The 16,196-nt window shown below is 35.3% G+C and carries 11 protein-coding genes; 5 read left to right on the top strand and 6 right to left on the bottom strand.

What is annotated here, in order from left to right; genetic code table 11:
- Positions 1-218: 218 nt before the first annotated feature.
- From MWU65_RS03320 to MWU65_RS03310, 3 genes are all read left to right on the top strand, one after another.
- A complete protein-coding gene (locus tag MWU65_RS03320; RefSeq protein ID WP_247075745.1) occupies positions 219-6,293 on the top strand; it encodes an MG2 domain-containing protein in 6,075 nt (2,024 codons plus the stop codon).
- A 52-nt stretch (positions 6,294-6,345) separates the two neighbouring features.
- Positions 6,346-7,803 carry a cardiolipin synthase gene (gene cls / locus MWU65_RS03315; protein WP_247075743.1) on the top strand — a complete coding sequence of 486 codons (1,458 nt, stop codon included), beginning with the start codon at positions 6,346-6,348 and terminating at the stop codon, positions 7,801-7,803.
- Between the two features lie 73 nt (positions 7,804-7,876).
- Positions 7,877-8,251, top strand: coding sequence for a DoxX family protein (locus MWU65_RS03310; RefSeq protein WP_348646015.1), 375 nt, complete (start codon positions 7,877-7,879; stop codon positions 8,249-8,251).
- 67 nt (positions 8,252-8,318) lie between these two features.
- Here the strand turns inward: MWU65_RS03310 and MWU65_RS03305 are convergent, their stop codons facing one another.
- From MWU65_RS03305 to MWU65_RS03280, 6 genes are all read right to left on the bottom strand, one after another.
- Positions 8,319-9,047, bottom strand: a complete 729-nt coding sequence (locus tag MWU65_RS03305) for a LytTR family transcriptional regulator DNA-binding domain-containing protein (RefSeq protein WP_247075741.1) — start codon at positions 9,045-9,047, stop codon at positions 8,319-8,321.
- Entirely contained in the window at positions 9,044-10,135 is a 1,092-nt protein-coding gene (locus tag MWU65_RS03300; RefSeq protein WP_247075739.1) for a histidine kinase, read from the bottom strand. The genes MWU65_RS03305 and MWU65_RS03300 overlap by 4 nt, the downstream gene beginning before the upstream one ends.
- A gap of 629 nt (positions 10,136-10,764) precedes the next feature.
- On the bottom strand, positions 10,765-11,589 hold the full coding sequence (locus MWU65_RS03295; RefSeq protein WP_247075737.1) for a class I SAM-dependent methyltransferase: 825 nt from the start codon (positions 11,587-11,589) through the stop codon (positions 10,765-10,767).
- A gap of 43 nt (positions 11,590-11,632) precedes the next feature.
- Positions 11,633-12,160: a DUF4136 domain-containing protein gene (locus tag MWU65_RS03290; RefSeq protein ID WP_247075735.1), complete on the bottom strand. Its 528-nt coding sequence runs from the start codon at positions 12,158-12,160 to the stop codon at positions 11,633-11,635.
- A gap of 68 nt (positions 12,161-12,228) precedes the next feature.
- Positions 12,229-13,230, bottom strand: coding sequence for a GTPase ObgE (gene obgE, locus MWU65_RS03285; protein ID WP_247075733.1), 1,002 nt, complete (start codon positions 13,228-13,230; stop codon positions 12,229-12,231).
- Positions 13,231-13,265: 35 nt separating this feature from the next.
- The gene (locus MWU65_RS03280; protein WP_247075731.1) at positions 13,266-14,384 is read right to left on the bottom strand and encodes an adenylate kinase; all 1,119 of its coding nucleotides are present in this window, start codon (positions 14,382-14,384) and stop codon (positions 13,266-13,268) included.
- Between the two features lie 127 nt (positions 14,385-14,511).
- Between MWU65_RS03280 and MWU65_RS03275 the strand changes: the two genes are divergently transcribed.
- Together MWU65_RS03275 and purE are read left to right on the top strand one after the other, a co-directional pair.
- Positions 14,512-15,666 (top strand): 5-(carboxyamino)imidazole ribonucleotide synthase, encoded by a 1,155-nt coding sequence (locus tag MWU65_RS03275; RefSeq protein WP_247075729.1) that lies wholly within the window; start codon positions 14,512-14,514, stop codon positions 15,664-15,666.
- Positions 15,667-15,668: 2 nt separating this feature from the next.
- Positions 15,669-16,160, top strand: a complete 492-nt coding sequence (gene purE / locus MWU65_RS03270) for a 5-(carboxyamino)imidazole ribonucleotide mutase (protein WP_247075727.1) — start codon at positions 15,669-15,671, stop codon at positions 16,158-16,160.
- The last annotated feature ends 36 nt before the right edge of the window (positions 16,161-16,196 follow it).

Raw genomic sequence — 16,196 nt, 5'->3', positions numbered from 1 at the left:
TTAAAAAATTAAACAGCCCAGACAAAACCACTAAAACTGTTATTAATAATAGTAAAAATGGCATTACTTTTGCCTGTACTGATAGACATTACTCACTCAAAAGGTATGTTTACGCATTCTTTATTGCAAACTAATCTATTTCGCACCAATTTTGTTAGTAATTTTAATACGGATTACAAAAAGCAATGTATCCTTTTTGAATTCATAACACAGATCGAATGAAAAATTTAGTAGTTATACTCGCATTAATTTTATTTGCACCCATGGCAATGGCACAAGAAACAAATGATTACGATACTTTATGGGCAGCTGTTCAAAAGCAAGAAAGAGAAGGGCTTACAAAATCTGCACTAAAAACAGTACAAACCATTGCTCATAAAGCAAAGGCAGAAAATAAGTCGCCAGAAATTATTAAAGCATTATTGCATATCTCAAAATATACTATGATTTTGGAAGAGGATGCAGTGCTTACCATAGTTAACGATTTTAAAGCGGAGATATCACAGAGTAGCTTCCCTACTAAAAATGTTTTAGAAAGCTATTTGGGGAATTTATATTGGCAATTCTTTCAAGAAAATAGATATCAATTTTACAACAGAACCCAAACGGAAACCAAGATTGATTCCGTAGATTTTAGAACTTGGGATTTAACGACACTATTTCATGAGATCAACACCCACTTTACTGCCTCGCTACAACAAAGTCAGGAATTACAACAAGTGAAAGTATCAGATTTCAATAGCATATTACATCAACAAAAAGGTTCTGAAACCTATAGACCTACTTTGTTTGATGTTTTAGCACATACCGCTTTATTATTTTATAAAACAGATGAAAACAGCATTACTAGGCCAGCCGATAAATTTGAAATTAGCGACCCAAATACATTGTGTACGGCTTCGGATTTTATTGATTTCCCCATTGACACTTCTGACAAAACCTCTCTACAATCAAAGGCTTTAGAAATCTACCAAGAGCTATTAAAGTTTCATAAGAAAGATAGCTCCTCTAGTGCTTTTGTAGAAGTAGATCTCGAAAGACTGCAATTTGTATATCAAAATGCCACTTTCACAACTAAAGACACACATTACCTAGCAACGCTAACGAAGATGTTGGCTATCTATAAAAATGATGCCGTTTCTGGGTTGTACAATTACCAAATTGCTAGTTTGTACAATACTATGGGAGATAAATATACCGCTAACAGTACCGATGAAATATATCAATGGAAAAAACAAGAGGCACTAAAAATATGTGATGCTGTAATTTCACAATTTCCCAATAGTTCCGCTACCAAAAAATGCAAAGACCTTAAAGCCAATATTCTACAAACAGAATTACACATTACTACTGAAAAATATATTCCAATAAACCAGCCTTCTAAGGTTTTGGTATCCTACAAAAATTTAAATGATCTTAATTTTACGGCTTATAAAATTTCATCTAAAGAGGTGAAAAACCTAAGCAAAATCTACGAGGAGGCTAAAAAATTGGATTTTATACAATCCTTACAACCCATTAAAACCTGGCAATCCGTTTTAAAAAACGAAGAAGATTACCAAAACCATACAACAGAAACTATTATTCCTCAATTAGGGCTTGGTGAACTTCTAATTCTAGCACAACCTAATACTAACACTAAAACCTTCGCTTATGCTACAATTCAAGTTACCAATATTGGATTTATTGCAACCAACACAGATAGGGATCAAATTTATCAAGTTGTAGACAGGAATACTGGAATTCCTCTGCAGGGCGCAAAGGTAAAACTGTCCTATAAAACCGATTACAATCTACCAGAAAAAGAGCAAGTTTCGGTAACTAACGCCTTAGGAATGGTTCATATTCCCAAAACAAACCAAAGGTGGTATGATATTGAAGCAGCGGTTTCACACGCGGATGACTATGCCGTTTTTGGCAAATATTACATCTATGATAGGTATGACAACAACCCCATTTCAAAAGAAACCTATGCCTCATTCTTATTTACGGACCGAAGTATATACAGACCAGGGCAACCCTTGTATTTTAAAGGAATTTTAATAAAAAGCTTTGGTGACAAACAAGTGCTACCCAATACGATAGTTACCATAAGTTTGTTTGATGTAAACCGTCAAAAAGTAATAGAAAAAGAGTTTACTACCAACGCATATGGATCGGTAAGCGGCGAATTTATACTGCCCAACAATGGGCTAACTGGCAATTATTATTTAGAAATAAATGCAAAGACGGTGACTACCAAAAACACAATTTATTTTTCAGTTGAAGAATACAAGCGCCCAAAATTTGAGACTTCATTTGAGCCTGTCACAGAAACATACAAGGTAAATGACACCATCACCCTAAAGGGGACAGCTACTGCTTTTGCTGGTAGCACTATTAGCGATGCAAAGGTTGTTTATACGGTAAAACGATTGGTACAATACCCAAATTGGTACTATTGGAGATGGCCTTATAATTCTAGTGAACCACAAGAGATAAAACATGGAGAAACTGAAACAAATGCAGAAGGAGCCTATGAAATAACATTTAAGGCACAACCTGATACTAGCGTAAGCCAAGAAAATTTGCCCGTTTTTAATTATGAAATTACGGCCGATGTCACAGACATTAATGGAGAAACAAAAAGCACTACAACCATAGTACGTATTGGTTACCATAGCCTAACGGCTACTATTGCTGTTGCAGAAAACACAGACAAAGACAAAAAAAATGCAAGTTTCACCATTCAAACAAACAATTTAAACGGACAGTTTGTACCTACTAAAGGTGTCTTGAAAATTTACAAGCTTGTTGCCCCTGATCATGTAAAACGCATCAGACCATGGACGGCTCCCGATTATAAAATTGAAGCAGATCAATTTCGAAATTTATTTCCCTATGAAACCTATGACAACAATAATGATTCTTCTAAGTGGGATCATGGAAAGCTTGTATGGGACGCTAAATTTGATACGGGACAATCAACAGAAATACTACTACCTAATTTAAAAAAATGGGATTCTGGAAAATACATCATCCTGGCCACGGCAAAGGATAAATTTGGACAAACGGTAACGGACAAAGTCATTACTTCTCTATTCAGTGATTCTGATAAAAAATTAGCAGACCACCAGCTATTTCAAAGTAAGACCGATAAAGAAAGTTATAAGGTTGGTGACGACCTTAAACTAACGCTACTTTCTGCTGCTAAGGATCTGCATATAACCCTCTTTATTGAAAAAGGTAAAAAACTGGTAGATACCCAAATTATACGATTAAGCAATGGGAGTAAAACAATATCGATACCAGTGACCAAAGAAGATTTAGGTGGTTTTTCTATCTCCTATAGTTTCTCTGCTTACAATTCTTTTGTGTCTGGCAGTACCCCTATTAGTGTACCCTACCCAAAGACAGATATAAACATAGAAACCGTGACATTTAGAAATAAATTACAACCCGGAACAGATGAAACCTGGTCGTTTAAAGTTAAAGGTCCAAAAGGAGATAAGGTAAGTGCTGAAATCTTAGCAAGCATGTATGATGCGTCCCTGGATGAATTTAGAAATCATTCCTGGAATTTTAATCCCGTATACAAACCACATTACTATACTACCGTGTCTAGTAATGCCTATAACAATTACGCCACACAAAATTTTAGCGTATACAATTCCTACTCAAGAACATCAGAGTATTCATACCCAGGATTTGACACGTTTAATTGGTTTGGATTTCGCATAGGTTACAACCCTAGAATGGTGGCATTCAACCGATCTGCACCTATAGGAGATGATGATGCGGTTTTTATTAGGGGAATAGGAACACAAAATGAAAGCGACTCCTTAGAAGAGGTAGTTACTGCTTTTGGAAGTCAAAAGAAAAGTGCTGTTGTTGGTGCCGCTTTAGATTTAGAACGAACTCCTAAGGAGCTCAACTATACTTCTTCTGAAACCAAAAAACAACAAGAAAACGAAGTGCTAATTCGTAAAAACTTACAAGAAACCGCTTTCTTCTTTCCACAGCTACTTACAGATGAAGATGGGAATGTTTCGTTTCGTTTTACTACACCAGAGGCATTAACCAAATGGAAATTGCAATTATTAGCACACACCAAAAGTTTAGAAAGTGCAACAACCACATTAACAACCGTAACCCAAAAAGAACTGATGGTGATCCCCAATGCACCTCGATTCTTACGCGAAGGTGATAAAATTATTTTCAGTAGTAAAATAGCGAATATTACAGATAAAAGCTTGACTGGAATAGCCTCTTTACAGTTAAAAGATGCAATAACAGGGAAAGATATTAGGGCTACTCTAATGCCAAATTCTTCCCTAGGTGAACACCCTTTTACAATTGATGCTAAAGGAAATACACAAGTTTCTTGGGAATTAGAAATTCCAGAAAATCTTCAGGCAGTACAATACACTGTAATTGCAAAAACAGCTGATTATAGCGACGGGGAACAAAACGTATTACCTGTACTTACCAACAGAATATTGGTTACGGAAACGCTACCAATGTGGGTTAGAAGTAATCAGTCTAAAAAATTCACTTTAGACAAACTAAAAAATAATAAGTCTACTACCTTAAAAAACCACAAGCTTACTTTAGAAATTACTTCTAATCCTGCTTGGTATGCAGTACAAGCGTTACCATATCTAATGGAATACCCATACGACTGTAGTGAACAGCTTTTTTCTAAGTACTATGCCAACACCCTTGCTACGCATATTGCCAATGACAACCCACGAATTCAGGAAGTCTTTCAGCAATGGGCAAATTCTGATGTCTTGCTGAGCAACTTAGAAAAAAATGCCGAATTACAGTCAATCCTAATTCAAGAAACACCTTGGCTTCGTGATGCGCAAACAGAAACCGAACAAAAAAAGCGGATTGCTCTATTATTTAATTTAAATAAGATGAAAAGTGAGCAGGCCAATGCCTTAACCAAATTACAGGCCAATCAAATGCATAGCGGTGCATGGCCATGGTTTAAAGGCGGAAAAGAGAACCGTTATATAACGCAACATATTATTAGTGGTCTTGGACATTTAGAACACTTAAACGCAAGCACTAAAGCTGAGGGGGTAACCAAAATGGTAGAAAAAGCAATTGCCTATTTAGACAAGGAATTTGTTGCTGAATATGAGCAAATGAAAAAACACGCTTCCAATATAAATGACGATCATTTAAGTTACACTCAAATGCATTATTTGTATATGCGTAGTTTTTTTCCGAACCTAAAGTCATCTAAAAAGACACAAGAAATAACCACCTATTACAGAGAGCAAGCTCAGAAGTATTGGCTAAAACGCAGTTTGTATGCCAAAGGTTTATTAGCCCTAAGTCTTCACCGAATGGAAGACAATAAAACAGCGGCTAAAATTCTAAAATCATTGAAAGAAAACAGTATTACTTCGGATGAATTGGGTATGTATTGGAAAGAAAATACAGCCTCATGGTATTGGCACCAGGCCCCAATTGAAACTCAGGCTTTACTAATTGAAGCCTTTGCTGAAATAGAAAACAATACGGAAACCATTGATAACTTAAAAATATGGTTGTTAAAAAACAAGCAAACCAACCAATGGAAAACAACCAAAGCAACCACCGAAGCTGTATATGCCTTACTCTTACAAGGAAGTGATTGGATATCTGTTACTGACGCCGTTGATGTATTGGTTGGCGGTAAAAAAATAGATCCTAATAACTTAGAAAACGTAAAAGTGGAAGCGGCAACTGGGTATTACAAAACTTCTTGGAATGCAAACGAGATTGCACCAGAAATGGCCGAGGTACAACTGAGTAAAAAAGGAAACGGTATTGCTTGGGGATCATTATATTGGCAATATTTTGAAGATTTAGACAAAATAACATCCGCTAAAACACCCTTACAACTCAAGAAAAAGTTATTCTTAAAAAACAATACGGATACAGGAGAGCAGTTGGTAGAAATTGTAAATAACACACAGTTAAATGTTGGAGATTTAGTTAGGGTACGAATTGAATTAAGAGCAGACCGACCTATGGAATTTATACACATGAAAGATATGCGCGCCTCAGGTTTAGAGCCTTTACAAGTGTTGTCTCAATACAAATGGCAAGACGGTTTGGGCTATTATGAAAGTACCAAGGATGCTAGCACCAATTTCTTTTTTGACTATATACCCAAGGGAGTTTATGTATTTGAGTACGACTTACGAGTGAACAATGCAGGAGATTTTAGCGCGGGTATTACCACCATACAAAGTATGTATGCACCAGAGTTTAGCAGCCATAGCGAAGGAACACGAATCACTACTAAAAAATAAATAACATTTTAAAAGCAGTGAAATGCGTACCTTACCATTATAATTTTAATGTATGAACTGGATCCTACTATTGGAAGTATTATATGTATGTCTTGTAATTTTTACTTGCCTTCGGGTAATCTATGACACTAGAGATACTTCTAAAACACTGGCCTATTTATTGGGTGTTGTTTTACTACCATTTATTGGTATTATCGTTTACTTTTCTTTTGGAATTAACTATAGAAAACATAAGATATATGCGAACAAATCGCTGCTAAACACCAAGCAAAAAGAAAAATTACAAAAAGAAATAATTGCACATTCTAAAGATGTATTAAAGAATGGCAACGAATCTGCCCAGAGTCATAGTGAATTGGTAGAATTACTATTAAAAGACACTAATAGTCCTCTTACCAAAAGCAACAAAGTAAAATTATTAATCAATGGTGAAAATAAATTCCCAGAAGTTCTAAAAGCGATTGAAGAAGCAAAGGACCATATTCATCTAGAATACTATATTTTCAAGGATGATGAAATTGGATGTGCCTTAGAAAAAGCACTCCTTAAAAAAGCAAAAGAAGGTGTTAAAATTCGATTTATTTATGATGATTATGGAAGTTCATCCATTAGAAAAACCTTAAGCAATAGATTAAGAGATGCAGGCGTTGAAGCCTATCCGTTTTACAAAATAAAATTGATTGCATTTGCAAACCGGTTAAATTACCGAAACCACCGAAAAATTATTGTAATTGATGGTAAAATTGGCTTTGTTGGTGGCATCAATGTGAGCGATAATTACGTCAATAAAACAGAGAACCCCGACAAGGTATTTTGGCGCGATACCCATTTTAGAATTGAAGGGCCAGCCGTTAATTATTTGCAATATATATTTCTCACGGATTGGCATTCCTGTTCTGAACAAAATATAATCCTAGAAAAAGAGTTTTATAATTCTTTTGATGATTTTACACATACAGACAATAAATTAGTGCAAATAGCAGCCAGTGGTCCCGATTCTGATTCCCCAACAATTCTATACTCCTTATTACAAGCCGTTTACCTAGCCCAAGAAGAAATTTTAATAACAACTCCCTATTTTATACCCGGTGAAAGTCTATTAGACGCCTTAAACATAGCTGCTATGAGTGGATTATCGGTTAAAATATTAGTCCCCTACAAGTCAGACTCATTAATAGTTAATGCCGCATCAAGAGCTTATTATCGCGAAATATTAAACGCTGGCGTAGAAGTATACCGGTACAAGAAAGGATTTGTACATGCCAAAACCATTGTAACCGATAAAAAAATTGCAATCGTTGGAACTGCCAATATGGATAAAAGGAGTTTTGAACTTAACTTTGAAGTAAATGCAATTGTTTATGACACGGAAATAGCGCAAGAACTAAGTAATGCTTTTTACGAAGACATAAAAGATGCAGAGAAAATTAATGATACCGCATGGAAAAATAGATTCTGGCATGAAAAAATGAGGGACAAAATAGCAAAGTTACTCTCACCTATGCTCTAGTAAGTATTCATCTGTATTGTTTAGACTTTTTTTCTTTGTACTTTAGAGCATATAAACCAATAAATTTACTACTATGAATCCAAAACTTTTAATGGTATTAAGAATTGTCCTCGGCTTATTTGTTCTTGTCTTTGGCCTTAACAAATTTTTCCACTTTTTACCAATGGAACCCCCTACCGGTGATGCAGGAGCCTTTTTTGGGGCTTTAATGTCCTCCAAAACACTTGTGCTCGTAGCCATTGTAGAAATCGTGGCTGGTGTATCTCTTATCTTTAATAAATACGCAGCCTTGCTGCTTTTAATTCTAATGAGTGTCTCTATAAATGCAGTGCTATTTCATGCCACTTTGGCTCCAGAAAGTATAGCAGGAGCTGCAGTACTGCTCGTGTTAAACGTTGTTGTAATGTATGGATACAAAGACAAATACAAAGGCCTACTTAATGGCTAATTCATAGGGGAGTATAAACTATTGGTTATAACTATTTATCCCAACCATTAGTTTATAATCCTCTTTGTTATATACTCATCTTATCTTTAAAAATATAGGATTGTCTTCGAGACACTTCAACTTCTTCCCCTGAGTTCATGGTAAGTTTTAACTTGCCATTGAACCATGGTACAACACTTTTAATATAATTTACATTAATTATTTGTTGTCTGTTTGCCCTAAAAAAGTTTTGTACAGGTAATTTTTCTTCAACCTGGTTTAAAGATTTATAGAGCATTGGTTTTTCTCCTTTAAAATATATCCTTGTATAATTTCCGACTATTTCAAAAAGTGAAATATCTCCAATTTTTACCAACCAACATTTATCGCCATCTTTTATAAAAATCTGACTACTTTCTGTCAACTTTTCTTGACTATCAGACAAAGACACCGTGCCTTCCAATTGCTTTTTTACTTTTTCCATAGCCAGGGCAAAGCGCTTGGAATTAATTGGTTTTAAAATATAATCGAGGGCGTTATACTCAAAAGATTTTATAGCAAACTCATCAAAAGCGGTTGTAAATACGGTTATAGGCACCCTATCTAGCATTTCCAACAGCTCAAACCCATCTTTTTCTGGCATGTTAATATCCAAAAACAATAGATCCGGTTGAGTTTCATTTATGAGTTTAAACCCTTCATCTACGTTTTCTGCCTCCCCCACAATTTCAATGCCTCCATGATTTTTTATCAATTCTTTTAACTCGTTTCTAGCCAAACGAGAATCTTCAACTATGACTGCTTTAATTGTACTCATTCCATTGGTATTTTAATATTTGCTACGACCTCATCATCTACTTCCTCTAAAGAAAATTCTGCTAAGTTCCCATATAACAATCGTAGTCGCTGTTGTATGTTTTTAAGCCCTAAGCGTGTAGAACCTTTCGCTATTTTTAATTTGCCTGTATTTTTTACAATGATATCCAAATACCCAGCTGTTCTATTTGTAATTAAGGTAATTGTGCCCCCTTTTATCAAATTGGCTATTCCGTGTTTAGCGGCATTTTCTACCAACAACTGAATGATCATTGGAGGTATGGAAACTGTTAGTGAATTAGGATCAACTTGTTTTACAAATTTTAAACGATCCTCAAATTGTATCTTAGACAGGGCTATATAATTATCTACCATTTCTAATTCTTCTTCCATAGCAATGGAATTTACATCGTTCTTAATTAAAGAGTATCGCAACATTTCGGATAACTTGGTAAGCATCTCCCTAGACTTACTTACATCCTCTAACATGAGCCCTCTGATATTGTTTAAGCTATTAAACATAAAATGAGGATTAATCTGTCCTTTTAAAGAATTTAGCTGCGATTCTTTTAAACTACCTTCCAATTTAAACTGTTTTAATGTAATATTTTTGTTGTAATCATAGGCCTTAATAACCAATATTAAAAAAAGCCAGATAACAAACATTGCAGAGAAATACGGGATATTGGTGAGCTTCATTAAAAAGCTAAGGTTACCTCCAGACACTCTAGTTGCCGGCATAACCTGGAAGGCTTCAATTAATAGGTCTAACATGGGCCACAAGAGAATAGCATAGAGTATTTGTACTCCAAAAAACAGTAGGATTAAAATTAGTACATTTTGTTTTTTAAGATTCCCAAAAACAATATGCTCTTCAATATAGTAGAGTAAAATAAAGGATAATGCAAATGCTAAAACAGCACAAGCTACACCTTCAACAACAAGGTAGGCAATATAATCATACTGTATACTTTTCTCTACCAAGTCAATGCCGTAAGACACCTTATCTGCTGTAAGCGTAAGTAATATTAAAACTACCCAACCAATCAAAGCAAAAACCCAGTATTTCCAATTTTTTTTAAGTTTCATACTTTTTTTTAATCTAAAACATAAGGTGCAATTTAAAGCAATTTATTTGCTTAAGCGATAATGTTTACAATTATGATAATCAATAGTTCTGCTAATAGTATCATTTTTTTAGTTTTTAGATTGATGGTTGTTTCTTATGTAATATCTGTGGTGTTTTTGTAATTCCCCCCGATTAAATGGTAATTATACCTCATTTAACATCCCTTAAAAAGACCTGCTGTAAATCTTATTTCGAGGCGTTGTTTAGTTTGTAGTTTATTCATGACTGTACCTTTTTTAAATTGATGCAAATTGATTTGATTGATGATGGTTCAAATCTAAAATAGTTTACTCTTATATTTGCGTAATTTATGACGAGTGGTAGTATTTAAAACCTGAACGGTAAAAAATAAAGGAGACAATTTTCTGGAAAGGCTGCTAAGTTAAACCCAAAATAAAATATGGACTTGTTTGGAAAATTCCAAAATTAGCTTGGTCTTAATTTTTTCTGATTGTTTGATGTTTACACGGTAATTCTAAAGACGAAAAAACGGAATCCTATACTAGTGTCTATAGCTAAGTTTTCTACGACCAACTTAAAGTAGCGTTTAGGTTCTACACCGACTACTATAACAAACAGGAAGCTATTATCAAATAACGCTATTAAGCTTGTTTGTTTTCTTTGAAGCGACAATGGAATATACCATTGGAATTTTAGTATCCAAATGTTTAATTCTATATTTTTTAGGTTCTATTTCAACAGTTTTATCAAAACAATCATAAGGGGAGTAATCAAATTCTTCAAGCGCCTTTAGCACTATACCGTTTATAATTAAACTATTAATCACTTCGCCTAAACCGTGATTCCAAGTCACATAATCTTGGGTTATTTTGGCAGTTTTATCAGCATAAGTTCCACTCTCTGTTTCAATAATTGCTCCCGTATTAAAATAATTGTATTTTACTTTTTCAAAGCTGTCGTCAAACATCCAAACTACGGGGTGAAACTCAACGAATATAAATTTACCCTTGGGTTTTAAAAAATTAGAAATTATTTTTGCCCATTTGTCCAAATCGGGCAACCAACCAATTGTTCCATAACTGGTATAGACAATATCAAATTGTTGCTCTAAATGATTTGGTAAATCGTAAATATCACAACAAATAAATTGTGCTTTTGATTTGGTATCCAACGCAATCTGTTTAGCACTTGCAATAGCCTTGTCTGATAAGTCTACCCCCGTAACCTCTGCTCCAAGTCTACTCAGTGAAATTGTATCTTGCCCAAAATGACATTGTAAATGCAAAATCGTTTTCCCGCTTACATCGCCAAGTAAGTTTAATTCAATATCGTTTAATGATGTTTTTCCACTTAAAAAACCTGGAAGATCATAAAATTTTGATTTCAAGTGGGTATCGGTTCTATTGTTCCACGACTTTCTATTTATGGCTATATAATTTTGTTCTAATGGCATTATGCTGTGTTTTGTTTTAACCTACCCGAAGATTGCAAACCTTTTATTTCTTAATTTTTGGAGGGTACTTGCTTAATGCCTTAGCGACCACTTGTTGTAATTTCAGCGTTCTAGCTTCTGGGGATAGGTTTTCTTTGAACGAACTTACACTAGCCGCTTGCCAAATTAATACATCGCGCTGGCTATCTATAAAGTCGAAAATAATTTCACGCTGTAGATTGGGTGCCCCAAGTGGCAGCCCAATAGAAACACCACCACCAACATTTCTTCCGCCACCGCCTAAGCCAACTCCAACAGTGTTGTTTGTTTGTCCTTGAAACGTCTGACTTGTGATATTGATAAAAACATCGGGTTCTTCTGAGTTTCTAAAGCCTTTGGTGCGCATTTCTGAATCTATGGCATCTAAAAGGCGTTTGGTATCTAGATCACTAAGTCCAGTTTCCAAATCGTTGTAATAACTATATGTGGTGTAGGCTGTAAAGTCTATATCCTTATCGTAGTCATAATTTACTTTTACCGCATTACATGACACTAAAAGGAAAATACAACATAGGTATAGGTAACTTTTCATCTGCTTTTTTTAAGAATGACGGTTTTAAAAATATGAAAAAGGAACAATGAAAACTACGATTATAGTGTTTAATCGTTTAACTGCTCCCAAAGTTTATCCTTTAATTCTTGAAGTCCTTGTTGTGCTACGGAAGAAATAAACATATACTGAGCGCCGTCCAAATCCTTATCTAACTCAACCCTCATTTCTGCTTTTAGTTCATCGTCTAACATATCACTCTTAGAGATAACAACAAAACGTTCTTTGTCTATCAGCTCTGAATTATACCTTTTAAGTTCATCTAGTAAAATTCTATACTCCTTACCAATATCCTTACTATCTGCAGGTATCATAAACAACAAAGTAGCGTTACGCTCTATATGCCGTAAAAAGTAGTGCCCCAAACCTTTGCCTTCTGCAGCTCCTTCAATAATACCAGGAATATCTGCCATTACAAAACTCTTAAACTCGCGATACTTTACTATTCCTAAGTTTGGTTTTAAAGTGGTGAACTCATAATCAGCTATTTTAGGTTTCGCTGATGTTAAAACCGACAATAGTGTTGATTTTCCAGCATTTGGAAATCCAACTAAGCCCACATCTGCCAATATTTTCAGCTCTAAGGTTATGCTCATATCCTGCCCAATAATTCCAGGTTGTGCATACCTAGGTGTTTGATTGGTACTCGTTTTAAAATGCCAATTACCACGTCCACCTAAACCACCTTCTAACAATATTACTTCTTCTCCGTCTTCGGTAATCTCTAAAACAATTTCATTGGTTTCAGTATCTCTAATTACGGTTCCTAACGGTACATCCATATAGACATTTTCACCATCTGCACCACTACTTCTTCCTTTACTTCCGTGTTCGCCGTGGCCAGCTTTAAAGTGCCGTTGTACTTTGTAATGTAATAATGTCCATAAGTTCTTATTTCCTCGGATAATAATATGACCTCCTCGACCCCCATCACCACCGTCTGGACCTCCTTTTGTGATATATTTTTCCCTATGTAGGTGCACAGAGCCCTTACCTCCGTTACCGGAAGACACAGTCATTTTCACATAATCAACAAAATTTCCTTCAGTCATTGTTTTGAATTGGGAGGTCTAAAAAACCCTCTGTATTATTTTTTAACGGTAAGCGAATCTATTACGTGGCCTAATCTTGTTGTAATATCTTCAATTTTACCAATGCCATTTACAGCATGAAACTTTCCTTGCTTTCTATAAAACTCTTGTAATGGCGCTGTTTTCTGGTTGTATTCTTCAAACCTATTCCGAATTTTATTTTCGTCTTGGTCATCGGTTCTCCCACTTACTTTCCCTCTTTCTAACAAACGTTGAATTAGGGTTTCGTCATTTGCATCGAGTGCTATGGTAGCATCAATCCGCATATCCTTAGTTGATAAAAAATTATCTAAGGCTTCTGCTTGTGCTGTGGTTCTTGGAAAACCATCAAAAATAAATCCGCTTGCAGCAGGATTTTTTTCAACTTCATCCTTTAACATATTAATAGTTACTTCATCGGGAACTAAATCACCTTTGTCCATATAGGATTTGGCTAAAATACCCAATTCAGTATTGTTTTTTATATTGTAACGAAATACATCTCCTGTAGAGATATGTATTAAATTGTACTCTTCCTTTAAAAAATTTGCCTGCGTACCTTTGCCTGCACCCGGCTTTCCGAATAGCACAAGATTTATCATATTATTTTGGTTTAGTTGGTATACTTCCTTTAGGTTCCTTCCAAGCTCATTATAGTCCAATCCGTAACCTACAATAAATTTATCTGGGATTTCTATGCCTACATAATCAATGTCATACTCTCCTGTGTATACAGAAGGTTTATAAAATAAAGTAGCAATCTTAAATTCTTTTACATTGCTATTTGTAAACATATGTACCAATTCTTTTACGGTACGTCCCGTATCTATAACATCTTCTAGGATTATAATGCTCCTACCTTCAATGACATCAGAGACTCCAATTAAGGTTTCTACAATCCCGGTTGAAGACAGTCCGCTATACGAGCTTAGTCTAACAAAAGAAACTTCACAGTTGTGTTCATAAGCTTTTAAAAAATCGGAAACAAACATAAAAGAACCATTTAGAATGCCCACAAAAATAGGTGTCTCATCCTTATAGTCCGCAGCCACAGCTGCAGCCACTTTTTTAACAGCGGCAAGAATCTCTTGCTCACTTAAAAAAGGTTTAAAATGTTTGTCGTGTAGCTTAATCAATTGTTTGTTCTTTTGCTAAAACGGCAAATATACTATTTTGATTTCGCTTTTTAGGATATACCTGAGCAGTTTTAAGATTTAAGTGTATTTTTGTTACCAACTTAACAATACAGAAAAACGCAAAGAAATGAACTTTTTTTCTTCAGATTTTAAACTTGGTATCTTAGGTGGTGGCCAATTAGGGAAAATGATGCTCTATGAAACTCGAAAATTAGACATTTTCACTAGGGTTCTAGAGGCTTCTGATGATGCACCTTCTAAAATTGCCTGCAATGAATTTGTCAAAGGAGAATTGTTAGATTTTGATGCGGTTTACAATTTTGGTAAGTCGGTAGATGTCCTGACCATAGAAATTGAAAATGTAAACTTAAATGCCCTTGAAAAATTAGAAGATGAAGGGGTTAAGGTATTTCCTCCAACCAAAGCCTTGCGCATTATTCAGAATAAGGCAACACAGAAATTATTTTATGTAGACAATGGCATTCCTACGGCGGACTTTCACAGGTTTGCGTATACAAGTGAAATAGAAGACAGTATTGATAATGGGGGGTTGTCTTTTCCATTTGTATGGAAGTGTGCACAATTTGGATACGACGGGCAAGGGGTTAAAGTTGTTCGTACTATGGCCGACCTAAAAGACCTTCCAAATGTGGAGTGTATTGCAGAGGATTTGGTTCCGTTTAAAAATGAATTGGCAGTTATTGTGGCACGTAACAGCAGAGGAGAAGTAAAAACATACCCGGTTGTAGAAATGGAATTTCATGCAGAAGCCAACCAAGTAGAATACGTGATTTGTCCAGCTAGGATTTCTGATGAAGTAGCCCAAAAAGCACAAGAAATTGCCTTACAAGTAGCCGATAAAATAAAACATGTTGGTCTGTTGGCTGTAGAAATGTTCCAGACTTCCTCAGATAAAATTTTAGTAAACGAAGTAGCTCCTAGACCCCATAATAGCGGTCATTATAGCATAGAGGCCAGCTACACCAACCAGTTTGAACAACACATCCGTGCTATTTTAGGTATGCCTTTGGGAGATACCAAAAGTAAAGTGGCTGGTATTATGGTAAATTTAGTTGGAGCCGAAGGCTTTACAGGGGATGTAGTCTATAAAAATATGGAAGACATTCTAAAACTTGAAGGTGTAACTCCACATATTTATGGCAAAAAACAAACCAGACCTTTTCGCAAAATGGGCCATGTTACCATTGTCAATAAAGATATAGATGAGGCTCGTAGAATAGCCGAAGTAGTTAAAAACACAATTAAAGTTATAAGCAAATAATTATGAGTAAAGTAGCAGTAGTAATGGGCAGTACAAGTGATCTTCCTGTTATGCAAGACGCAATTGACATCTTAAAAGGATTTGATATTGAGGTAGATGTAGACATTGTTTCTGCACACCGTACCCCGGAAAAATTATTCGATTTTAGCAAAAACGCACACACCAAAGGATATAGTGTTATCATAGCTGGTGCCGGTGGCGCTGCACATTTACCAGGCATGGTGGCATCTATGTCTCCCTTACCCGTAATTGGAGTTCCTGTTAAGAGCAGCAACTCTATTGATGGCTGGGATTCTGTTTTATCTATTCTTCAAATGCCAGGTGGAGTTCCTGTAGCAACTGTAGCTTTAAATGGCGCTAAAAATGCCGGTATTCTAGCCGCTCAAATTATTGGTGCTTCAGACAAATGTGTGTTGGACAAAATAATACTATACAAAGAAGGATTAAAACAAAAAGTGATTGAAGGAGCTGAAAAAGTACGAAATATGAAATAAAAAGTACGAAGTCCAACATTAAATCTTCTCAACACC

Origin of the sequence: Cellulophaga sp. F20128, from assembly GCF_023015805.1 — a bacterium.
Classification (GTDB): Bacteria; Bacteroidota; Bacteroidia; order Flavobacteriales; family Flavobacteriaceae; genus Cellulophaga.
Note: the sequence above shows the minus strand (reverse complement) of the source record. Positions and strands in the feature narration are given on the sequence as shown.